General features: G+C 42.0%; 16 protein-coding genes. 5 read left to right on the top strand and 11 right to left on the bottom strand.

Annotation, left to right across the window (positions count from 1 at the left end; all coding sequences use genetic code 11):
• Positions 1-172: 172 nt before the first annotated feature.
• From murD to T7867_RS09630, 8 genes are all read right to left on the bottom strand, one after another.
• Positions 173-1,510 carry a UDP-N-acetylmuramoyl-L-alanine--D-glutamate ligase gene (gene murD, locus T7867_RS09665; RefSeq protein WP_068220981.1) on the bottom strand — a complete coding sequence of 446 codons (1,338 nt, stop codon included), beginning with the start codon at positions 1,508-1,510 and terminating at the stop codon, positions 173-175.
• Between the two features lie 2 nt (positions 1,511-1,512).
• On the bottom strand, positions 1,513-2,727 hold the full coding sequence (gene mraY / locus T7867_RS09660; protein ID WP_068220978.1) for a phospho-N-acetylmuramoyl-pentapeptide-transferase: 1,215 nt from the start codon (positions 2,725-2,727) through the stop codon (positions 1,513-1,515).
• A 2-nt stretch (positions 2,728-2,729) separates the two neighbouring features.
• Positions 2,730-4,199, bottom strand: a complete 1,470-nt coding sequence (locus tag T7867_RS09655) for a UDP-N-acetylmuramoyl-L-alanyl-D-glutamate--2,6-diaminopimelate ligase (RefSeq protein WP_322300129.1) — start codon at positions 4,197-4,199, stop codon at positions 2,730-2,732.
• On the bottom strand, positions 4,199-6,301 hold the full coding sequence (locus T7867_RS09650; protein ID WP_322300128.1) for a penicillin-binding protein: 2,103 nt from the start codon (positions 6,299-6,301) through the stop codon (positions 4,199-4,201). Before T7867_RS09650 ends, T7867_RS09655 begins: the two co-directional genes overlap by 1 nt.
• Entirely contained in the window at positions 6,291-6,668 is a 378-nt protein-coding gene (locus T7867_RS09645) for an FtsL-like putative cell division protein (RefSeq protein WP_068220969.1), read from the bottom strand. Before T7867_RS09645 ends, T7867_RS09650 begins: the two co-directional genes overlap by 11 nt.
• Positions 6,649-7,578, bottom strand: coding sequence for a 16S rRNA (cytosine(1402)-N(4))-methyltransferase RsmH (rsmH, locus tag T7867_RS09640; RefSeq protein ID WP_068220967.1), 930 nt, complete (start codon positions 7,576-7,578; stop codon positions 6,649-6,651). Before rsmH ends, T7867_RS09645 begins: the two co-directional genes overlap by 20 nt.
• Before the next feature lie 6 nt (positions 7,579-7,584).
• A complete protein-coding gene (gene mraZ, locus T7867_RS09635; protein ID WP_068220963.1) occupies positions 7,585-8,031 on the bottom strand; it encodes a division/cell wall cluster transcriptional repressor MraZ in 447 nt (148 codons plus the stop codon).
• A gap of 429 nt (positions 8,032-8,460) precedes the next feature.
• The gene (locus T7867_RS09630; protein ID WP_068220960.1) at positions 8,461-9,435 is read right to left on the bottom strand and encodes a polyprenyl synthetase family protein; all 975 of its coding nucleotides are present in this window, start codon (positions 9,433-9,435) and stop codon (positions 8,461-8,463) included.
• A 74-nt stretch (positions 9,436-9,509) separates the two neighbouring features.
• Here T7867_RS09630 and T7867_RS09625 point away from each other — a divergent pair, with 74 nt between their 5' ends.
• Positions 9,510-10,361 (top strand): alpha/beta hydrolase family protein, encoded by an 852-nt coding sequence (locus T7867_RS09625; protein ID WP_068220958.1) that lies wholly within the window; start codon positions 9,510-9,512, stop codon positions 10,359-10,361.
• Here the strand turns inward: T7867_RS09625 and T7867_RS09620 are convergent.
• Entirely contained in the window at positions 10,351-11,310 is a 960-nt protein-coding gene (locus T7867_RS09620; protein ID WP_068220955.1) for a lipid A deacylase LpxR family protein, read from the bottom strand. The two genes, T7867_RS09625 and T7867_RS09620, sit on opposite strands and share 11 nt — an antisense overlap.
• 63 nt (positions 11,311-11,373) lie before the next feature.
• Here T7867_RS09620 and T7867_RS09615 point away from each other — a divergent pair, with 63 nt between their 5' ends.
• From T7867_RS09615 to T7867_RS09605, 3 genes are read left to right on the top strand one after another with little or no spacing between them, the layout of a single operon-like run.
• Positions 11,374-12,477 carry an aminotransferase class I/II-fold pyridoxal phosphate-dependent enzyme gene (locus tag T7867_RS09615; protein WP_068220952.1) on the top strand — a complete coding sequence of 368 codons (1,104 nt, stop codon included), beginning with the start codon at positions 11,374-11,376 and terminating at the stop codon, positions 12,475-12,477.
• A 43-nt stretch (positions 12,478-12,520) separates the two neighbouring features.
• A complete protein-coding gene (locus T7867_RS09610; RefSeq protein WP_068221380.1) occupies positions 12,521-14,215 on the top strand; it encodes a 1-acyl-sn-glycerol-3-phosphate acyltransferase in 1,695 nt (564 codons plus the stop codon).
• Entirely contained in the window at positions 14,208-15,242 is a 1,035-nt protein-coding gene (locus tag T7867_RS09605) for an NAD(P)H-dependent glycerol-3-phosphate dehydrogenase (RefSeq protein ID WP_068220949.1), read from the top strand. Before T7867_RS09610 ends, T7867_RS09605 begins: the two co-directional genes overlap by 8 nt.
• On the opposite strand, the gene T7867_RS09600 is transcribed toward T7867_RS09605, so the two are convergent.
• Entirely contained in the window at positions 15,229-16,476 is a 1,248-nt protein-coding gene (locus T7867_RS09600) for a M48 family metallopeptidase (RefSeq protein WP_068220946.1), read from the bottom strand. The genes T7867_RS09605 and T7867_RS09600 overlap by 14 nt on opposite strands.
• A gap of 10 nt (positions 16,477-16,486) precedes the next feature.
• On the bottom strand, positions 16,487-17,521 hold the full coding sequence (locus T7867_RS09595; RefSeq protein ID WP_084375664.1) for a PorP/SprF family type IX secretion system membrane protein: 1,035 nt from the start codon (positions 17,519-17,521) through the stop codon (positions 16,487-16,489).
• A gap of 214 nt (positions 17,522-17,735) precedes the next feature.
• Here T7867_RS09595 and T7867_RS09590 point away from each other — a divergent pair, with 214 nt between their 5' ends.
• Positions 17,736-23,081: a T9SS type B sorting domain-containing protein gene (locus T7867_RS09590; RefSeq protein ID WP_068220940.1), complete on the top strand. Its 5,346-nt coding sequence runs from the start codon at positions 17,736-17,738 to the stop codon at positions 23,079-23,081.
• The last annotated feature ends 58 nt before the right edge of the window (positions 23,082-23,139 follow it).

The raw sequence follows: 23,139 nt of genomic DNA, 5'->3' as shown, positions 1-23,139 counted from the left end.
CTGCTAAAGGGGAATTGGGTTTCGTTTATGTTTTTGGTCTCATCTTTACGATGAGGGTTCTTCTTTTCAAATTCCAACCAATCGATCGGAATCTAATTTCTCCCCTCTTAGGGGAGTCCCGAAGCTTCGGGACAGAGGGGTTACCCCCGACCCCTAAAGGGGTGCCTAGTAATCAGAGATCTAGAACAGCTTTCTTAAACTGTTTTCCTCTATCCACATAATTCTGGAACAAATCGAAACTGGCGCAAGCTGGAGAGAGCAATACTACATCTCCTGGCTCGGCAAGTTCTTTTGCCCAGCGTACTGCCTGAATTAAATCGTCAGTAGATTTTACTGTTGGCACCAGGTTTTCGAAAGAAGTGATGAGCTTGGAATTATCTTTTCCCAAGCAGATCAGCGCTTTCACTTTATCCTGCACCAATTGATTTACCAGACTATATTCATTTCCCTTATCAACTCCTCCGGCTATCCAAACAATAGGACTATCGAAGGCATCTAGGGCATACTTTACTGAATCTAGATTGGTTGCTTTAGAGTCGTTGATATACTCTACTCCATCGAGTTCGCGAACAGGTTCTAGCCTATGTTCAGCGCCTTTGAAAGTCTTAAGAGCTTCCAACAAAGCTTCTGGAGAAACGCCAGCTACCAAAGCTGCATTTCCGGCCGCGGCTGCATTCAACGCATTGTGTAGTCCCTTGATTGAGATATCTGCTCTGGGGGCAGATACCTCAATACCATTAGGGACATAAAACAACCTATCATTTTGTATATAAGTTATCTCAGCAGCGTCTCCGCTGAGCGAAAAGGGATGTGCATTTAGGCCATAAGTGGCTTTTGCAATGCCTTCCCCGATTTGGGTGTCATCCTGCCAATAAACAGCATGACGTCCCAGGTGTACAAGGTGAAATATGCGCATCTTAGATGCGATATATTTTTGAAAGTCATTGTCATATCTATCCAGATGATCTGGAGTGATATTCAATAGAACTCCTATTTCTAATTTCAATTCGTAGGAATCGTCTAACTGGAAGCTACTCAGTTCGAGCACATACCAATCAAAGTTTTCAGTCAGCACCTGACGTGCAAAACTTGTCCCTACATTTCCTGCCAGCCCAACATTAAACCCACCAGTTTTTAGTATGTGGTAAGTGAGCATTGCAGTGGTGGTTTTACCATTTGTTCCAGTAATACCAATCAATTTGGCATTGGTGAATTGCGCTGCGAACTCGATTTCTGAAATGATCAGATTTCCGTTAGCTCTAAGCTTTTGAATCAACTCAGCCTTTTCCGGTATACCTGGACTCTTTACAACAAGATCAGCCTGTAGTGCTTTTTCCGTTGTATGCTTCCCAGACTCAAACTCAATTCCATTATCCTGAAGCTCTTTGAGATATTGCTCTTTGATCGACCCAGCGTCAGACACGAAAACCTCATAGCCCTTTGCTTTTCCAAGCAAGGCTGCTCCGATTCCGCTTTCTCCAGCACCTAGTATGACCAACTTTCTTTTCAAGCCTATCTCAGTTTCAATGTTGCCAAAGCAATAATTGCAAGCAGGATTCCCACAATCCAGAATCGCGTAACGATTTTAGGTTCTGGGATTTCCATTTTCTGGTAATGATGGTGAAGCGGAGACATCTTGAAGATTCTTCTACCTTCACCATATTTCTTTTTAGTGTATTTGAAATAGCTCACCTGCAAAATCACAGAGAGGTTTTCTATCACGAAGATTCCGCACAATACAGGAATCAAAAGTTCTTTTCTGAGCACTAAGGCCAAAACCGCTATAATTCCACCTAATGACAGACTACCGGTATCTCCCATAAAGACCTGAGCCGGATAAGAGTTGTACCACAAGAAACCGACACAGGCTCCAACAAAAGCAGTACAGAAGATTACAAGCTCTCCTGAGTTTGGAATGAACATTACATTCAAGTACTCAGAAAATATGGCGTTACCCGATATATAAGCCAGTATAGCCAGCGTCAATCCTATAATAGCTGAAGTACCAGCAGCCAAACCATCGATTCCATCGGTGATATTTGCTCCATTAGAAATGGCGGTCACAAAAAAGATCACAATCAGAATGTAAATAGCGGCCGTAATCAGGTCATTCTCTGTTGGATTAAGTTTGCTGTAGTCCAACTCATTATTCTTAACAAAAGGGATTGTTGTGGTAGTAGACTTTACATCTTCATAATTAATAACAGTATCTCCGCTAGCCTGAATTTCTGTTGGTGTTTCGCTGAATTCGCGCACCACTACATCTTCGCTAAAGAAAAGTGTAGCTCCAACAATTAAACCTACCGCAACTTGACCGACTACCTTGAACCTTCCGGCAAGGCCTTCTTTGTTCTTCTTAAATACTTTGATGTAATCATCTAAAAAGCCGATAGCTCCTAAAACCAAGGTGGTTACCAAAAGCAGAATGACATAAATATTTTCCAGCTTGGCGAACAACAGAGTAGGCACTACAATGGCCGCAATTATGATAAGCCCACCCATAGTTGGCGTACCCTTCTTCTGCATTTGACCTTCGAGCCCTAAATCACGTATGGTTTCTCCCACTTGCTTCTTTCTAAGCATAGTAATGAGAGACTCCCCAAAAGTGATAGTGATAAGTAAAGAGACCAATACAGCCATACCCGCCCTGAAGGAGATATACTGGAATACACCAGCTCCGATCAGGTCAAATTCTCTATCTAAGTAGTCGAATAAGTAGTATAACATGCTTAGTTAGGCTTATGTATTAGGTTCAACATTTCACTCAATACTTTTCGGTCGTCAAAGTCATTTCTCACTCCTTTAATTTCCTGATATGTCTCATGACCCTTTCCAGCCACAAGTATGATGTCATTTGGCTGCGCCATAGCACAAGCAGCCTTAATTGCCTCTCTTCTATCTTCGATAGTTAAGGTTTTTCTGAAGTTGGAAGGCGTTATTCCTGCCTGCATATCCTTCAGAATATCACTAGGCTCTTCGAAACGCGGGTTATCTGAGGTAAGAATTACCTTATCGCTTAAATCGCAAGCAATCTTAGCCATGATTGGTCGCTTGTCTTTATCACGATTCCCACCACAGCCTACAACTGTAATGACAGTTTCATTGCCTGTTCTGAATTCTTTTATGGTTGAAAGCACATTTTCCAGTGCATCTGGCGTATGAGCATAATCTACCAAAGCGGTAATTCCAGTATTGGTAATTACTTGTTCGAACCTGCCAGGTGCAGGATCCAAATTAGAAAGCTGCTCTAAAACCTCTGTTTCTTCCTCGCCCAGCAATACTGCTGTACCAAAAACCGCCAAGAGGTTATATGCATTGAAATCGCCAATGAGCTTAAACCAAACCGTATAACCAGAAATATCCAGTTCTAAGCCCTGAAGGGTATTGGATAGTATTTTGGCTTTATAATCGGCAAATGACTTTAAGGCAAACTTATGCTTCCATGCTTTTGTATTCTGGAGCATGATTGGCCCTCGTTTGTCATCATAATTCACTAAAGCGAAAGAACCTGCTGGTAAATTATCGAACAGCAGTTTCTTCGCTTTAATGTACTCATCGAATGTTTTATGATAGTCCAGGTGTTCGTGTGAAAGATTTGTGAAGACAGCTCCTTGATATTTAAGTCCTGCAATTCTGTTTTGCACAATTGCGTGGGAGCTTGATTCCATAAAACAATGAGTACAGCCTTTAGACACCATCTGTGCCAAGGTTTCATTTAAAGTGATAGCATCCGGAGTGGTGTGTGTTGCCGGAAGCTCCTCTTCATTTATTTTGTTGACAACAGTTGAAAGGAGGCCTGTATTATACCCTAGAGCTCTGAACAACTGATGTAATAGCGTAACACAGGTGGTTTTACCGTTTGTACCTGTTACCCCAACTAATTTTAATTTCTCTGATGGATTACCGTAGAAGTTGGCAGCCATAAAGCCCAAAGCTTTTGAAGAATCTTGCACCTGAATAAAGGCAACTCCTTCAGGTTGATCTTTGGGCATTTCTTCGCAAATAATGGCAACAGCACCGCTTTCAATGGAAGAAGAGATAAACTCGTGCCCATCTACCTGCGTGCCTTTAACTGCTACAAAAGCAGTTCCGTCTTGTACCTTTCTAGAGTCGAAGGCAAGCGATGTTACTTCAGTTTCCATATTACCAGAAACCGATTGTAAGGACACTTTATATAATATGTCTTTTAATGCCGCCATTACCCTAACTCCAATTCTATAGTTCCACCTTTTGAAGCCCTAACACCTGGCCCTAACGACTGCCTTTTGACACGTCCATTACCAGAAATAGAAACTTTCAATCCAATATTCTCGAGGATGTATATAGCATCACGCAAAGTCATACCTTGCACATTTGGAACTAAGCCAGTATCCTCATGATTTTTTCGCCAAGTAATGGCATTGTTATTTACAGCGCTCCTCACCCATTCACCAGCCTCTTGGTTAGGGTGATTGGAAATACCTAACAGGTTACAAAGCTCATTCAACTCCTCTAATCTTCCCGCACGAATCACAGGAAACGTCCCGTTGTTAGCAGCCGTATATTCAGGAGTAAAGGAATCGTGAATCTCAAGATTCTGAGCATAGATCATGTCTGCAATTTCTTTGAACACCGGAGCTGAAACATCACCTCCATAGCGATTCCACCCCTTTGGGTTATCGATAACTACTATGCATGAATACAGAGGATCTACAGCCGGGAAGTAACCAGCAAACGAAGCATAATAGCTTTGAGTCATGTAACGACCATTCACTAACCTTTGAGCTGTACCCGTTTTACCAGCAATTTTATAGTGTTCGTTTCTAACGTTTTTGGCAGTTCCTCTTTCCACAACCCCCTCTAACATTAGACGCAATTTCTCGAGTGTCTCGTCTGACGCAATCTTCTTATTCAACACTTTGGCCTTGAAAGTTTCAACAGGCTTATTGGCCCTGTTGATACTCTTTATAAGAATTGGCTGAATCATTTTGCCATCGTTGGCTACAGCGTTATAGAAAGCCAAAGTTTGAAGTGGAGTAAGGCTGGTTTCATAACCTACTGACATCCAAGGCAAAGTTGTACCATACCACTCAGGATCATCAGGCCCTTTGATTAACGGCTCTCCCTCACCAAGTAATTGAAAACCGAGAGGCTTACCATAACCTGTTCTCTTAATAAGATCTACATATTCTTGTGGATCATCGCCAAAATGATCAACCACAAGCTTTGCTATTCCTACGTTTGAAGACTTCTCAAAAACCTCCTGAACAGTAATCTTGCCGTAACCGCCATTCTTAACATCAGTTAATGTTCTATCGAAAAACTCAATTGTACCTTCACCAGTATCAACAGTATCAGACAAATCAACTTTTCCAGCTTCGAGTAAGGCTAGCATAGAAGCTAACTTAAAAGTGGACCCAGGGTCATTATTGGTTCCTACAGCATGATTATACAATTCAGCATAGCCACCAGAACTCGTTCTCTCAAGGTTAGAAATAGCCTTAATCTCACCAGTTTTTACCTCCATGAGAACAACCACTCCGTACTCAGCCTCATAGGTTGAAACAGCTCTTAACAAAGCATTTTGAGCAACATCTTGGAGGTTTATATCTATGGTAGTATGAACATCGTAACCATCGATTGGACGAACATCGGTTGAAGCATTTACCGGCTTCCAATTTCCACCAGCCACTCTTTGAAAGAGTCCTTCACCATTTTTACCCGCCAAATAATCTTCAAAACTTGCTTCGACACCAACAAGCCCTCTGCCTTCATTATCAAGAGAACCAACTGTTCTTTGTGCCAAGCGCCTGAAAGGCCTATGCCTTTCGTCCTCTTTTTCAAAAATAACACCACCCCTCATCTGGCCTTTTCTAAAAATTGGCCACTGTAACATCTCTAGCCTGTCTTGATAATTCACCAACTCTCGGTTAAGCACCAAGTAGCGGCTCTTCATTTGCCGAGCCTCCGAGATCTTCTTCTTATAGTAGTCTGAAGAATGATCTCGGAAAAATTTCGACAATAGGTATGAAAGGGAGTCTATTTTAGACGTAAATGTTTTATCATCGACCAACGAGGGATCAAATGCCAGCTTGTAAAACGGAAGTGATGTAGCTAACAGGTCTCCGCCATCGGCATATATATTGCCACGAGTGGCTTTAATAGTTCTATAATCGAGACTACTTTGCTGAGCCATTTCTCGCCAGTGATCTCCATCGATCATCTGAACCTCGACAAGCTTATAGACTACGGCCAAAACAAACAAAACCGCAACCAAGAAAGCTATTCGAACACGAAGCAGTATGGATCGCTTAATATTCATCTTTGTCTACAATGATTTTGATTGGCGGCTCTTTACTCTCTTCCAAACCAAGATCTTTAACCTTCTTGGCCACTTCAGACTGCTTACTGCTGTACATGTACTCCGCTTCTAGCGTAGTTACATCCGCGCGCAAATCTTCCACTTCTCCTTCTAGTTTATCCAGCGTTCTGGTAGACCTTTCGGCATAGTGGTTGTTCCATACGTAGACAATACCCAACAGAACTGCGAAAATCACCTTAGGCATATATTTAACAGGAAAGCCTGTCTCGAAGGCCTTGCCTAACTTTAAACCAGACGACAAAAACCCGAAGAATCCCTTCCCCGAGCCCTGATTTTCCGATTTAACTTTAAACCTGTTTTGTGCCATCTTCAATACGCTCAGCTACGCGAAGTTTCGCACTTCTCGATCGGCTGTTTTCTGTTAGTTCTTGTTGGTTTGCCGTTACCGGCTTTCTATTCACTGCCCCAAAGGGCTTTAATTCGTTTCCAAAAAAATCTTTCTCCACATCGCCAAAGACCTTGCCCTTGTTGATGTAATTCTTCACCATTCGGTCTTCCAGAGAATGGTAGCTCATCACCACCAATCGACCTCCTGGCTTCAGCACTTCTGCACTTTGACTTAAAAAGTCTTCCAACACAGCCATCTCTTCATTCACCTCTATTCTGATGGCCTGAAAAACCTGCGCGTAGTACTTGAATTCTTTTCCTCTTGGCGCAAACTTCTTCAGCAGCTCTATCAGATCGAAAGTAGTCTGAAATGGCTTCGAGAATCTTTGAGAGACAATTGCAGCAGCCACAGACTTTGCATTTCTGATCTCACCATAGATTCCGAGTATTTTATGCAACTCCCTTTCTTCATATTCATTCACCACGGTTTTAGCAGATTTAGCAGCCGACCTATCCATTCTCATATCCAATTCAGCATCACCGCGAGTTGAAAACCCACGAGAAGCCTCATCTATCTGATGAGAAGAAATTCCCAGATCAGCCAAAATTCCATCTACCTGCCTTACACCATGCAGTTTTAGGTAGCGCTTCAAATACCTGAAGTTGGCTTGTACAAATGTGAAAGAACGATTTTCTATAATCTCAGCATTCGCTTTTGCGTCCACATCTTGATCGAAACCAAAAAGCTTTCCGCCATCAGACAAATGCTTTAATATCTCTTTTGAGTGCCCTCCACCACCGAAGGTCACATCAACATAAATTCCGTCAGGTTTGATATTGAGCCCTTCAATACATTCTTTCAGCATTACGGGCACATGATATTCAGCCATCACTTGTTAATCTTCTGCCAAGTACTTTTCGGCCAATTTGGAGTATTCCGAAGTGTCGTTGATGAGGTTTTCTTCATACAGATCAGGATTCCATATCTCCACACGATTACCCAAACCCACCAAGACCACATCCTTTTCCAGCGAAGCAAAACTCATCATTCTTGCAGGGATATTAATTCTCCCAGAACCGTCCATCTCTATTTCTAGATTCCCACGGAAGAAGCTTCTCTGAAACCTCCTGTACTCTTCATTAAACTCGCTCAATGACCGAACGCGGTTGATAATCTTTTTATACTCGAGCATTGGATACAACACCAAACATGACTCAAAGCCCCTCCTAAGAACAAGCTCCTGAGCAGCCACATCAGGCAACGCTGCTTTCACCTTTGCAGGCAAAGCCAACCTTCCTTTTGCGTCTAGCTTACAGTCATATTCTCCAGTAAAAAAAGTCATTACACACCTGAACTAATACAAAGATAGAAAAACATTCCACTTCACCCCACTTTTTTCCCCTTTTTCCCACTTTGTGGTAGAAATTAAGAAAAAGCATTCAATTCAGCACTATTCAGCCAAAAACTAATCTGAAAATATTTCTAAGAAACATTTTACAAAATACTGTAAATCAGTTCTTTAACTCAATGCAAAACACCACAAGAAAGAAGAGTGTTAGAAAAGTGGAACTCGGTGGGAGATTTCCCCACACATGCTGTGGTTTACGAAAAAGAAGAAGCTAAAATGATTTTTAGAAGTGGGAGACTAAGGTTCTAAGCTAGTCTGGTTGTTCAAATTTTACAGATGAGAAATAACTAACTCATCGACCAACGAAAACAAATACTTTAACTACTAACAAATAGCACCCGTTGAGAAACACAGCGGGTGCTATCATTTTGAACGCTCGATAGTGAATTGAACAAGATCTAACAGACTCTGGCGGTATTTAGAATCAGGAAACTCCATTAATAGATTGCGAGACTTTTCGTAATACTCTTGCATTACCCCTTTAGCGTAATCGATTCCACCTGAGGCCTTTACGTAGTCAATTACTTCCTGTACTTTTTTGTTGGTCTGCTTATTACTCTTTACAATCCGCTTAATTCGCCTTCTATCTGAAGCACTTGCTTTTTGGAGCGCATAAATAAGCGGCAAGGTCATTTTCTTCTCTTTGATATCTATGCCTAGCGGCTTGCCTATTTCATTAGTACCATAATCGAATAGGTCGTCCTTAATTTGAAAGGCCATCCCCACATTGAGACCGAACTCTCTCATTTTCTGAACCGTTTCTTTGTCGGCTCCGGTAGACGCTGCTCCTACCGCACAGCAAGAAGCTATCAAAGAAGCCGTTTTCTGTCGAATGACTTCATAATAAATCTCTTCAGTAATATCTAGATTTCTGGCCTTAGCCATCTGAAGCAATTCACCTTCAGACATTTCCCTAACCGCCTCAGATACAATCTTAAGCAGATCGAAATCTTCATTATCAACCGAAAGCAACAAGCCTCTTGAGAGGAGATAATCTCCTACCAAAACTGCGATCTTATTCTTCCAGAGGGCATTAATTGAGAAGAAGCCTCTTCTGAAGTCTGAATCATCGACAACATCATCGTGAACCAATGTGGCAGTATGGAGCAATTCTATCAGAGACGCTCCCCTGTAGGTTCTATCTGTAATGGAGCCAGCGGCTCCTGCAGATAAAAACACGAACATAGGACGCATCTGCTTACCTTTCCGCTTGACAATATAACTCATGATCTTGTCTAGCAGAAAAACTTTGCTCTTCATGAATGACCTGAATTTCTCTTCGAAATCGACCATTTCGGAGGCTATCGGAGCCTGTATTTCTTTTAGTTGGAGGGCCATTTGACTTGAGTGGTACAATGATAATAGTTAAACTAGCAACCGCAAAAACATAACCGCAAATTCAAATAAACAAGGTGCATCAACTGACCAAAAAAGAACTTCTTATTTCGGGCCAAAGCCCGCTGAAGCCAATTACCGCAGACATTACCTTTAAGGACAATAACCAGCTCAAACCTTTGGTTATTTTTATTCATGGTTTTAAAGGATTTAAAGACTGGGGACCTTGGCCAATTGTAGCCAATAAATTTGCCGTTGAGGGTTTTTGTTTCTGCAAACTCAATTTTTCGTTCAACGGAATTACACCAAACAATCTCTCAGAAATAACTGACCTTGAAGCGTTTGGATACAATAACTTTAGCAAAGAGCTAGATGATATAGATAGGTTATTAGCGCATCTGGACGCTAATAATCTGTCAGATCAATTACAAATAGATCTAAATGAAGTATACCTGATTGGGCACAGCAGAGGTGGAGGCATCTCCATTATTAAAACCTCAGAAGATAGCAGAATAAAGAAACTTGTGACTTGGGCATCGGTTTATGACTTCGCTACATACTTCTCTCCTGCCGAGCTTATGTACTGGAAAACTCATGGAGTAGTTTATGTGAAAAATTCTCGCACAGGCCAGAACTTCCCTATGTATTACCAGTTTGTTGAAGACTTTTTGAGAAATGAAGAAAGGTTTGTGATAGAGAAAGCTATCATTAAAGTACAGCAACCTACATTATTCGTTCATGGCACAAATGACGAAACCGTAAATATCAATGCAGCCTTTCAGCTTAAGGAATGGAAGCCAGAAGCTTACTTACATGTAATAGAGCGAGCCAACCACACTTTTGGAGGAACACATCCATTTAGTGAAGAAAAACTACCAGAAGACTTAGAAAACGCAACCGATAAAACCATAGAGTTCCTTAAGGAGTAACGCCCTTAAAAGGTAACCTGAGGTCTAACTGAAAAGATATATAAGAATGCCTGCCGGCCCTGGTCTTAACCTCTCTACTCAACCAATTATATAATACACGAAATGTACTATGTTGGGTGTTAGTTACAAACCCAAGCCTTAAATGGCGAACCCACGGCACAATTTCTTCAGTTATCGGGCTATCATCATCAAAAACATGTCCTTCTATGGTTACATTATGGCCCACAGCCTCAATTCCATACCCAGCAAAGAAGTAGCTATGCTTTTCAATGGCATCGCTACCTTCTCCAATCAGGGCATTAAAAAAGGAACTATGCCTAAGGCTTTTAAGATTCCCAAACCTTAAGTCTACACGCTGCCTTAAGTTGGTAAATGCATTGCCTAGTGATCCAGAAGTAGATGTAACAAGGTCTATCTCCGAAGGTATGAGTTGAAATTGATAATTAAACTCTAGTTTGAAATCAGCCACGAAACCCGTAGAAATCTGCGTATCCCACCCTTCGGGATCTGGAAAGCCAAATAAGTTGTGATAACCTTCTTGAAATGCCTGTGCCCCAGATGGCTTACCAGTAACTCCAGCATCTACACCATACATTAACCTTGAGTTTTCACCATAAAAGCTAGCATCTCGGTACGACACATTAAGCATACCCGCGTATGGGCGATAATAAAATTGACTTCTCGTGATGGTAACATCTTGGGGAGTCCAAAACCTGTGAGATAAGCCTAGGGTGTAAACTCGCTTAACCCCACCTTTTGTAGAATCCTCTCTTGGAGACCACCTGTAATTCAGAAACACACCATTAGAATAGTACTTATCGAAATTCATTAGCAAGTACACATCATTCTCATTAGTGATAGACACCTCCTTATTACGGAACTCAACCTGAGCGGATAGATTTATAGAAATGAGAAAAGATGCTACAGCAATTGCCTTGAGAAACCTCATGTATTTGTAGATTGGTGGCAAAAGTGGCAATATTTTTCGTGTTGCCCTACCCTTTAGACTGAAATGGACTCACTAGAACACAAGCTTGAAGCTAGAAAAAAGGACAACTCCTTTAGGTCTTTAAAGAATGAAACTTCGGACTTAATAGACTTTTCTTCAAACGATTACCTTGGCCTGGCTAGGTCTGAAGAGTTGAAGCAGAAAATACTTTCTTCATACCAAAACGGACAGTGGCCCAATGGCGCCACAGGCTCTAGACTAATTACAGGCAGTAATGAACTAAGTAGCCTTGTTGAAGATAACTTATCTGCCATATTCAACTCACCTTCGGGATTAGTATTTAGCTCTGGCTACATGGCTAACCTAGCCATTTTCTCTACACTACCTCAAAGGGGCGACACTATTGTATATGATGAACTTTCTCATGCATGTATTAAAGACGGTGCTAGATTAAGCATGGCCAAAAGGCTCTCCTTTAAACACAACAGTTTAGAAGATCTGGAAAGGAAATTAAAAGCTGGCGAAGGCCAAATTTATGTGGCATGCGAATCTGTCTACTCAATGGATGGAGACATGGCTCCACTGAAGAATCTCAGTGAGCTTTGTGCTACTTATAACGCAAGACTGATTGTAGATGAAGCCCATAGTACAGGTGTTTGGGGTGCCCATGGATCGGGGCTAGTTAACGAACTAGGCTTAACTACTTCGGTATTTGCAACCACCTACACTTTTGGAAAGGCTATGGGAATACATGGAGCATTTGTAGCCTGCAGCCAAAATGTCCGAGATTTCCTGATCAACTTTTCTAGGCCATTCATTTACACAACAGCACCTTCTGCCTTCGAGCTTATATCAATACAATCGGCTTTCGAGCACCTAAAAACTCACCCAAGCCTTCAATTAAACGTACTTAGTAAATCTACTCTTTTCAATAGCCAACTACCTGAATTTTCGAGCCCTACTCCTATAAAATCGGTAATGATTGGAGGCAACAGCCAAACCAAAGCACTGGCTGGAGAGTTGCAAGAGTCAGGCTATGACGTTCGTCCTATCTTAAGCCCGACTGTAAAAGAAGGGACCGAAAGGCTCAGGATTTGTCTTCATAGCTTCAATACTGAAGAAGAAATTATATTACTTTGCGACCAATTAAAACGGCATTTAGACTAAACTGACCTTTCTAATGCCCGGTGATTCTTACTGAATGCAACAAATCTCTAAAGACTACAAAAAGCAAAAGTTCGACCAGGTGCTGCCTGGCGGAATTAATGAATGGCCTGTTGTTGAGCTTAGTAGAAACAGGGAAGCCTTTATTAAAGAGGTGGCCGAAGAGAGTATTAGAAGAATTAAAGCCCAGAATAAATCTCGCGATGCGCTCATTGAAGAAATCGAGACTACCGTCTATAGAGAAAAGTTAAGGATAAAGAGAAATCCTTGGGCTGTAGACCCACCAGACGAACAGAAATTTCTGAATTCGGTAAAAGCGCGATTAGTAGATATTTCAAACTCCGATGAGGAAGAAGAGAAGAACAGAATCTTAGATCAGATTCTATCTGAGTTTGTAATTCGCTATGCAGATGAAATTGCAGGCAACTTCAAAAAATCGCGCTATAGAATGGCCCGATCGATTGTTACTTTCGGTTTTGCCAGATTGCTGAACGCTTCTAGAGCTAGAGGTTTTTGGTCTATTTTCAGTACGCAGTACACTCTCCAAGATAAAATTCATATTACTGGGCAAGTAGACCAGATCAGAACCCTGGCTAAGAAAGGAACCATTATTATGGTACCTACTCATTTCAGTAATTTGGATTCCATTTTGATTGGTTGGGTTATTAACGCTTTGGGGCTTCCAGCCTTTATTTATGGTGCTGGCCTTAACCTGTTCAACATAAAAATCTTTGCCTACTTTATGAATAGCCTAGGTGCTTATAAAGTAGACCGGAGAAAGAAGAACATGCTTTACCTAGAGACGCTAAAAACTTACTCTAGCATGGCCATTCAGAAGGGTTGCCATAGTTTATTCTTTCCAGGAGGAACTAGGTCTAGGTCGGGACAAATTGAAAAAAGATTGAAGCTTGGCCTCTTGAGTACTGCTATTGAAGCCCAGCGCATCAACTACCAGAAAGGGAAACGAGATGAACTGGAAAAGATTTTCGTAGTACCAGTAACGCTCAATTACAACTTTGTTCTTGAAGCTCCAAGCTTAATAAAACAATACCTAAAACTACAAGGCCAAGAGCGATACTACGTAGAAAACGATGAGTACTCTACCTCATATAAGATTTCTGCCTTCTTACTAAAGTTCTTCACCAAAGGGTCCGACATTTCTGTTTCTATAGGTAGAGCAATGGACGTTCTCGGTAACTTTGTAGACGACCAAGGCCAGAGCTATGATAAAAGTGGACGAGTGATTGACACCCAAGAATACTTTACCCATGACGGGAAAATCATTTCCTCTAACCCACAAAGAGAAGACGAGTACACCAGAATGCTCAGTGAACGGATTGTGGAAGAATACCACAAAATTAATAAGGTCTTCGCCAGCCACTTAGTGGCTTTCACTGCCTTTGTTATTTTCCAAAGACAGTTCAAGAAATTAGACTTATATAACCTACTCAGGCTTCCGGAAGAAGACCTGTCTATTCCTTATGAAGAGTTTAAGACAGCCTTCGAAAGCGTATTAGCAAAGGTTCATCGCATGTACAATGCTGGTGAAATTGGAGTCTCACCATATTTAACTGGAGACGTTGACAAAATCATTAATCACGGACTAAAAAATGTGGGCATGTACCATGCTAAGCGTCCATTGATTAAGACCAAACGAGGTGATATTACAACGCAGGATCTTAACCTACTGTATTATTATCACAACAGACTATCGGGCTATAACTTAGAAAAGTATGTCTAAAGAATTGGTTGGAGTAATAGGAGCTGGCAGTTTTGGCACTGCGGTATCTAACATTCTAGCAAAAAACGTCAACGTGTTGCTCTATGCTCGTAACCCCGAGACCTTTGCAGAAATAAGTAAATCCAGAATTTCTGCTGGCCAAAAGTTAGATGACAATGTAGAGGTAACTAACTCATTAGAAGACCTTCCTCAGCAGTGCAATGTGCTATTCCCTGTAATCCCTTCCTCTAGCTTCAAGGACATGATCAAGGAGTTGGCACCGCACCTCAGACCATATCATATGATGATTCATGGCACCAAAGGACTACACTTGGAGTACCCTGAAAAGAGAAGCCATGATTTTGTATTGAACAAAGATTGCCTCTTTACCATGAGTGAGCTCATCAGAAAAGAGACTGTTGTTGTACGAGTCGGTTGTATGGCTGGGCCAAATTTAGCCTCTGAACTCTCTTTGGGTCATCCTGCGGCAACGGTTATAGCCTCTCCTTTCACCGAAGTGGTAGCAAAAGGGAAATCTTTGTTAAGATCTGAAAGCTTTCAGGTATATGGCAATTCTGACCTTAGAGGAGTAGAACTTTGCGGTGTACTCAAGAACATTATTGCTATTGGTTCTGGAATTCTCTCAGGTTTAGGTTTAGGCGAAAACTCTAGAGGCTTATTGGTAAGCCGTGGCTTGGTAGAAATGATTTATTTAGGAAAGGCACTTGGTGGAGAAATTAGCTCTTTCGTAGGACTGGCAGGTATTGGAGACTTGGTTGCAACCACCACAAGTACCAATAGCCGAAACTATACGCTTGGCCATAAAATAGGCAAAGGGGCAACGCTAGACCAAGCGCTTTCAGAAATGGACGAAACAGCTGAGGGAGTTAACACCATTAAGATTGTAAAGCAACTGGCCGAAAGTCAAGGCCTAAAACCACTTATTACTGATACGCTGCATAAGATCCTTTTTGAAGACATGACAGCAGAGCAAGGCGTGAACTACCTCATGCGCTACCAAGGCAATATTGATATCAACTTCCTTTAGTTAACTCTTCCATAGCCTCTAACCTTTGCAACAATGGCGGATGCGAATAATGGGCGAATACGTAAGCTGGGTGTGGAGTAAGATTACTCAAACTCGAAACAGAAAGCTTCTTCAATGCATCCATTAATGGCTTTCCTGCATATGTTGTAACTGCGTAAGCATCTGCCTCAAATTCATTTTTCCTACTTAAGGCATTCATCGCTAAGCCTGTCAATCTAGAAATAGGTGTGTATAGTAAGCCAAAAGCAATAAAGTTTAAGTGAATTGCCATTTGACTTCCACCTAAGGCTACCGATAAATTATCACTAAAAACGAATAGAGACAGCACATAAAATGTAACAGCCATCTGCAAAATGCTGAGCACCAAACTCAGCACAATGTGCTTCTTCTTAAAGTGCCCTACCTCATGCGCCAAAACAGCTACTAGCTCTTCTTCAGAATGCTTCTCGATTAAGGTATCGTATAACACAATCTTCTTCTTTTTCCCTATCCCTGAAAAGAATGCATTCGCTTTAGTAGACCTCTTGGAACCATCTATGACGAAGATATTATCTAGTGGAAAATCGACTCCTGAAGCATAGGCCATAATTTTTTCCTTTAGCGCGCCATCTTCCAATGGCTTCAGCTTATTAAAGATTGGAAGAATCAGTGAAGTATAAAACAGGTTCATAATCAGCATAAATGCCGAAACCAAGGCCAGTGCATACAGCCAAAAGTTATCTCCTAGTTGGTGAACAATCCAAAGTAGAGCATACCCCAGAACCCCACCTACAATGACGGTGAGTAAATAACCTTTGAGCTTATCCATCACAAAGGTTTTTACGGTCGTTTTGTTAAAACCAAAGCGCTCTTCAATTACAAAAGTTGAATAGAGCGAAAACGGTGTATTTACTATATCAGAAAGAATAAAAAGCACACCGAAGAAAGCCAAAGAAAGCAAAATTGGGTTTTCTATATAAGCTCTTAGAAATTCATCTAGCACACCAAAACCACCGAATAACAATACTACCATGGTCAGCAGCGTGCTAAATGCCGAAGTCAAAAATCCGAACCTAGACCGGGCTTTCTGGTAGGCTTGAGACCGAGCGTATTCCTCTTCATCGTACAGATCTTTAAGCTTATCGGGTACAGCAGTTTTCGAATGCTTGAAATTCAAGAAGTCGAGCAGTTGATCTATTACATAGTCTACCACTACTATACCTAAAATGAGGTAAAGCCATTCGTTCGGATTCATAAGAAAATGATTAGTTCTTAGGACAAGGAATTCTCCACCTATCTCTTGGCACCTTAACTGGCTTATTGAAATCTAAGAAATAGGAAAGCGAAAACTCATGAGCTCCACCAGCTTCTATGCCCAGCTCAGAGATGGTGTAATCAAAGCTATACCCAATATTGAAGTTGTTGGTAGTAACTCCCACCGAAAAAATGATAGCCTCATTATTCGGAAACTCTTCAAACTGTTTAAATGGCACTCCTCTATACTGAACACCAAGATTAATTGGCTCCAAATGAACAAAAGCACCAACATCTAGCTGAGAGAATTTACCTTGTGTTTTATACTGAAAAACCGGAGTTATACTTCTTTCTGCTCGAGTATAGGTTAGGTCTCTTCTCAACGGCCCCTCACCTATTTTTAATTTTATACCACCATGAATAGTTAACCTCTGTTGAAGCGGGCTTACTCCATCAATTAAAGACTGATTCGGTTCTGTTAGGTGTTGTACCGCAGCACCAAGAAACAAGGTTCTTGAATAAAGCACTCCACCAACACTAATATCTCCAAAAGAGGCTCTTAAATCTTTATCTAGTACGGAAGGGTCAGTCACGTTGAGATCCACCTGCCCAGTTATCGGGTCTATCTGATTGGCGAAAATAAGTCCATAGCCAGAGCTTCGTGTAAAGTAGCTAAACTGAACCCCAGGTCTAAATACCAGATTATCATTGATCTTTAACTGATAAGCATAACTACCACCAATACTGGTAGACTTTAATCCGATAGAGCCTTCTTGGTCTGTAGTTACAATTAAACCGATTCCACTATTGGCACCATACAAGTAGTGATCCATATAAAACGAAAAGGTCTTGAAAGAAGACTGAAGGTTAGGCCACTGATTTCTATAGTTTACTCCGAGCCGAGTGTAACCAGAAGCTCCGGTAAAGGCTGGGTTAATGTATAAAGGTGCCGCGTAGAACTGCGAGAACTGCGGATCTTGAGCCTTAAGCTCATTGAAAGACATTAGTGAGATTATCACAAATAAGAGTAGGCCGGTTCTGCGCATCTAAACTTTTAACAATTAAACGGAAAGAAACCCTGTTACTATTATATGATAGAATGAGGATTTTTTACTTTTTCTTGATTAACACCTCGTTCCAACATACAAGATTTCCGTTATCTTAGGGCATCGTAACGAAGGGCTGAATATAATAAAAACCTTTATAAATGCGTATAAGGGATACCGATTCGGCCGTTGTATCTAAGTTAGAAATCATAAAGTGTCCGTAAAGAAGCTAACTCTCTTACTAGTTGCTGTTCTGTTTCAAACTTTCTCCCTAACAGCACAGAATTTCACCCAGCATAATTGGTACTACTCTGGCAATGATCAGGCGCTGATTTTTGGTAAATCACCTGAAGCAACACCAATCTTAAGTCCTGGCAAAATTCCTTTAACCAATATTGGAGAAAAGCTAACAGCAACAGACCCGACCACTGGCGATCTGCTTTTTTATTCTGATGGAGTAAACATTTATGATGGAACAAATCAGGTGATGGTAAATGGAGCAGGCATAACGTCTGATCCGACCGCTATTCAAGGCTTAAGCACTAGCCCAGTACCCGGTACAGGCAATGAGTTTTTGCAGTACTTTTTCTATAGAAACGCTACCGGTGACATACTCTACACTATCGTTAATACCAGCGCCCAAGGCAATAGGCTCGAAGGCCCTCCGGCAGGAGAAGTTTCACTAGGCACTAAAAATATTCCCACCGGGATTACAGGCAGAGGAGATGGCATGATTGCCATTGGCTCTAGAGATTTAAGCGAGTTTTGGCTCCTTACACAAGACGAGGCAACTGGAATGTTTGAGTTGTATTCTATCCCTCAACCTGGAGGCACATTCGACCTTGTGACCAACCTTAATCTTACTGTAGACATAGACGCTTCTCATTTTTCCTATCACAATGCAACAGGTCAAATAGCCATTACGCCAGCGAATTCTACGAACATTCAGGTAATACAATTTACAGAAGGAGGAACCGGACCAGAATTAAACTTTACCAGAAGTATCTTAAACTCTTTCAATGCTGCTGAGCGCTTTGGCGGATCAACAGGTTGGTCTTATTCAGGGCAATTTCTCTACTTCAGTAGAAACGGTGCCGAAGGAGGGCTATATCGTTTCGACATTACTGACAATAGACCTGAAGCCTCTATAGAAACGGTTGAAACCTACAGTGGCCAAGAAAGCTTGAGTTTACAGCTAGCTCCAGACAGTACTATCTATCAAATTACTCAAGAAATAGGCGGAGGAGTAATGCAGGTAAATCGCATCAACTATGGAGATAGTGCGGTTGCCCAGTTACAATTCGAGTCTGGACTATTTGATGGCGAAGACCCAGAGTCTTCATACTTCAGTCAATTCAGTCCGCTAAAGAACCTACAACCTACCATAACAGTAGGCATCCAATCTGGCAACCTTTGTCAGAACACACCTATTCAGTTTTACCCAATTATTGACCCACCAACCGCAATTCCTAGCAGGGTTTTGTGGGACTTCACTTCACTTGGCATTGAGTCTGAAGCTTTTGCTCCTGTTGTAACATTCGATCAGGCAGGCCCTTTAATGGGTTCACTAGAAGTTGAAATTAACGGAATCACCTATCCAGGCATTATTTCTGGCAACATTGAGCAAAACGACCTTCAGTTATCATTACCTGATACTACCATTTGCCCAGGAGAAACGCTAGAGCTAGACGCTGAACCACAAAGTTCAGGAGGCGGAGGTGCTGGTGGTGGCGGCACCGGTGGCGGTGGTTCTTACGACTACCTTTGGAGCACAGGAGAGACTACCCAAACCATTGAAGTATCCGAATCTGGAGATTATTGGGTAGTAGTTACCCCAACAGGTGGAGGCTGCCCAGTGTATGGCACAGGACGAGTAACCGTTTATGGGGACGAAAATCAGACTTCTAACATTTGGTATTTTGGAAATGGTGCAGGACTAGACTTTAACGAAGAAGAAGGACTAGACCCTCCTCCACGGAGTATCACGGAAGCTCATGCTATGGATGCACCCGCAGGAACTTCTACCATTTCAGACGCCAATGGAGACGTACTTTTCTATACTAACGGAACCTCGGTTTGGAACAGAGAAAACGGCCTCATGCCGAACGGAAATCAAATTGGTGGTGATAGTGTGGCTGTTCAATCCGTGCTCATTATTCCGTTTGTGGAAGATGAAACCATGTACTATCTGTTTACAACCGAGCAGGTTTATGGAGAAAACACCTTCGCCTTAAAGTATTCAATTGTAGACATGAAGGCCGACAATGGCCGTGGTGATGTGGTAATGAAAGATGTGGTGCTTTATGCCAATAATACTGAGCGCTTGGCTTCTTTTGAAGGCGGAGATGGCTATTGGCTAGTGGCTCATGAATATGGCAATAATACATTCAGATCTTATCCAATTACTCCTGATGGAATTGGCACACCAATATTGTCTTCCGCAGGAGGTGTTCACTCTTACAATAATGCCTCCACAGCCCAGAGTGGAATGAAATTCTCTAGTACTGGCGAACGAATTGCAGTGTCTATAGTAGAGGGGAATGAAGACTATGTAGAGCTTTTCAACTTTGACACGAACACTGGAGAAATTACCGAATTTGAATACAGAATTGACCTCAATGAGGGAAGTGCTGGAACAGACGATGTTTATGATGTGCATTTTTCCCCTGGAGGAAACAAGTTGTTTGCTTCCATGAACAATAGGTCTGGAGGATCGCCAGGAGGAAGAATTCTAGAATATCGAGTAGACTCTATGTCTACAGAAACTACCAGACTGGCATCGCAAACCAACATTGCTGCCGCAACAACAGGCCTTAATTTCGGGCAAATACAAACAGGACCTAACGGAGTAATTTATGTTGCTGTTGAAACCCCAGGCAACCCTAGTGGATCAGCCTTTGTAAGCTCAATCAACGTAAATGAAGATACCTCAGCCACTTCAGGAATTACAGCTCAGGCTGTAGCCCTTACCGTAGGCAACTCTCGCCTTGGTCTTCCAAATATTGTACAAAGTAATGCCAACCCTCAGCAAGAGCCAGGCATGACTGCGCCAGATGAAGTTTGTGTGGAGCAACGAGTAGAAATGACTGGCTCTGGCACTTCAGATATAGATGTATTTGTTTGGTCTATTACTAGCCAAGATGATAACAGCACTGTATTTAGTGCAGAAGGTCAAGATACAGCCTATGTTTTCCCTGCCGAGCAATCTGGCCTGTTTAATATATCACTCAATATTTCCAACCGATGTGGTTTTGACACTACATTGGTGCAGCCGATTGAGGTACACCCTATTCCAGACCCACCACTTATTCCTCAATCCATTGCATTGTGTGAGGGAGATACCCATATTCTAGATGCTTTGGGCGAAGGCAACCCCGACAACCCAGATTTAACATTTGAATGGACGGATAGTCAGGGTAATGTGGTTTCTACGAGCAGAACCTATGAGGTCACTCAGCAAGAAATATACTCTGTAACTATTTCTAACCCTTTAGGGTGTAGTAGTTCTGGAGAAACTTTTGTTGGGCCTCCTTTTGAAATTCAGCTACCCGAATCTGCCACTATTTGTCAGGATGGATCTCTCACGTTAGATCCAGAGGTAAATGCCGACAATTATATATGGACAGTTACCGACTCTAACAACGCTACCACTACTCTACCAAATCAAAGAACCGCGGATGTTGATAGTAGTAATCCTGGAGATTTCCTGTATGTTGTATCAATAGAAGACCCAATCAACCCTGGCTGTTTTGTAAACGACTCAACCAGAGTTACCATTAACCCATTGGCTCAGGCTTCAGCTCAAAACATAATAAACCCAGCATGTGGTGCTACAAATGGAAGCTTTGAATTGAATATTAGTAGCACAGGAAGCTACTCATACACAGTTAACGGAAACTCGGCAGGACAAGTAGCGCAAAACTCTGTTACAGGCCCAACAACTCAACTTATAGACAACCTGACAGCAGACACTTATTCAGTAACCATAACTGATAACAGCAGTGGTTGTGTGAATACAGTTTCAGACATTCAGGTTCAAAACGATCCTCCTGACTTCACCATCACTTCCACTACTCCGTCAGATGCAGATTGCACCAACCCTACCGGAAGCGTGATTGTAAGTTTAAGTGCCGATGTATTCCCAATTGATTACGTGCTAACGAACAACACAGATGGAACAAGCTATACTGGAACAGTTAATACGGCCATACCTGCTACTACCTTTAACTTCGAAGTAACAGGGTTAAGCGGGGGTGAATATGATTTAGAAGTAACTTCAAACGGAGGCTGTGTTCAAAGTAGTACAGGCATTACTATTGACCAACCTCAACCTGTGCAGAACTTACAAATTAACGGAGACACGGAGGTTTGTGCTGTAAATCCTAGCACCAGCCTAACCGCTACTTCAGATAACGGCACTGCCTACACTTGGGTCACACCAAGTGGAACAACAATAAATGGCGCTACAATAACCGCTACTGAGTCTGGTGATTACACCGTGACAGCCGATGCTCCTGGCACAGCATGCCCTACTTCCGAAACCGTAACTGTAACACTTACTGTTCAGCCAGATGTAAGCTTCACTGTTGGTGATGTTTGTACAGGTGAAGCTCGCCTTGAGGCTGTCATTAATAATACTCAGCCTAATGCCTCTTACAACTACAGATGGACTAACGGCAGTGGAGATGTTATTGGAACGAGTAGAGTCATTACCGTAACTACCACCGATAATTACACATTAATAGTTAGAGAAGCCGGAGACCTAACTTGCTCTGGTACTTACAGCGAAGCAATTGATATTCCGGAAGAGCTTGAGGCAACTATTACTTCTTCTCCTGCTTGTGACGATGGTTCACCCGTAACACTTACTGTAGATGTTACCTCGGGCAATGCAACTAGTTTTACTTGGGTAAGAGGAGAAAATACTCCTGTACCTCAAACAGGATCTACTATTAGTGTAGACCAAGAAGGGGCTTACACAGTAACCATATCTAATGGCACCTGCTCTATTCAAAGAAGCATTAATGTTAGAAGACAAGCTATTCCTGAAGGCCTGCTTCCTGAGGTGGAATATTATTGTTCTACCAGAACCACCAACCCTACACTTTTAGCCGGCAGAGGTTTTGAAACCTACGAGTGGACATTAGATGGTCAACCTTACCCGGCCGCAGGCAGAACGCTAGATGTGGCTGCTCCAGGCGTATACGTAGTGACAATGACTACTGCTATAGGTTGTGTACAAACCGACACGGTGACTATTATTGAAAGCTGCGACCCTGAGGTTGTAGCACCAAATGCTTTTGCACCAAGTAGCCCTGCCCCTAACAATACTTTCTCTGTATTCCCGAACGACTTTGTAGACAATTTTGAAATTTTCATTTACACCAGATGGGGTGAATTGATCTACCAAAGCAACACCACAGAATTTAAGTGGGATGGAACATTGAACGGTGAGCTCGTGCCTGTTGGAGCTTATCCTTATGTAATTAGGTTCACTTCGAGGTTCGAGCCTGAGAGAGGAGTTTTTGAACAGCGGGGAACAGTGGCAGTCATCAGATAAAATCTTTACTCCCAACCAAAAAAAGGGTGCTCAAAATTAGATTCAAGCACCCTTTTTC

The organism is Roseivirga spongicola (assembly GCF_034376045.1).
Classification (GTDB): Bacteria; Bacteroidota; Bacteroidia; order Cytophagales; family Cyclobacteriaceae; genus Roseivirga; species Roseivirga spongicola.
This window is presented reverse-complemented; position numbering and strand designations above follow the sequence as displayed.

Bases quoted from the DNA above. Each gene is read 5' to 3' on its own strand.
- mraY (WP_068220978.1), bottom strand. From the start codon at position 2,727: ATGTTATACTACTTATTCGACTACTTAGATAGAGAATTTGACCTGATC.
- T7867_RS09655 (WP_322300129.1), bottom strand. From the start codon at position 4,199: ATGGCGGCATTAAAAGACATATTATATAAAGTGTCCTTACAATCGGTT.
- T7867_RS09650 (WP_322300128.1), bottom strand. From the start codon at position 6,301: ATGAATATTAAGCGATCCATACTGCTTCGTGTTCGAATAGCTTTCTTG.
- T7867_RS09645 (WP_068220969.1), bottom strand. From the start codon at position 6,668: ATGGCACAAAACAGGTTTAAAGTTAAATCGGAAAATCAGGGCTCGGGG.
- rsmH (WP_068220967.1), bottom strand. From the start codon at position 7,578: ATGGCTGAATATCATGTGCCCGTAATGCTGAAAGAATGTATTGAAGGG.
- mraZ (WP_068220963.1), bottom strand. From the start codon at position 8,031: ATGACTTTTTTTACTGGAGAATATGACTGTAAGCTAGACGCAAAAGGA.
- T7867_RS09630 (WP_068220960.1), bottom strand. From the start codon at position 9,435: ATGGCCCTCCAACTAAAAGAAATACAGGCTCCGATAGCCTCCGAAATG.
- T7867_RS09620 (WP_068220955.1), bottom strand. From the start codon at position 11,310: ATGAGGTTTCTCAAGGCAATTGCTGTAGCATCTTTTCTCATTTCTATA.
- T7867_RS09615 (WP_068220952.1), top strand. From the start codon at position 11,374: ATGGACTCACTAGAACACAAGCTTGAAGCTAGAAAAAAGGACAACTCC.
- T7867_RS09605 (WP_068220949.1), top strand. From the start codon at position 14,208: ATGTCTAAAGAATTGGTTGGAGTAATAGGAGCTGGCAGTTTTGGCACT.
- T7867_RS09600 (WP_068220946.1), bottom strand. From the start codon at position 16,476: ATGAATCCGAACGAATGGCTTTACCTCATTTTAGGTATAGTAGTGGTA.
- T7867_RS09595 (WP_084375664.1), bottom strand. From the start codon at position 17,521: ATGCGCAGAACCGGCCTACTCTTATTTGTGATAATCTCACTAATGTCT.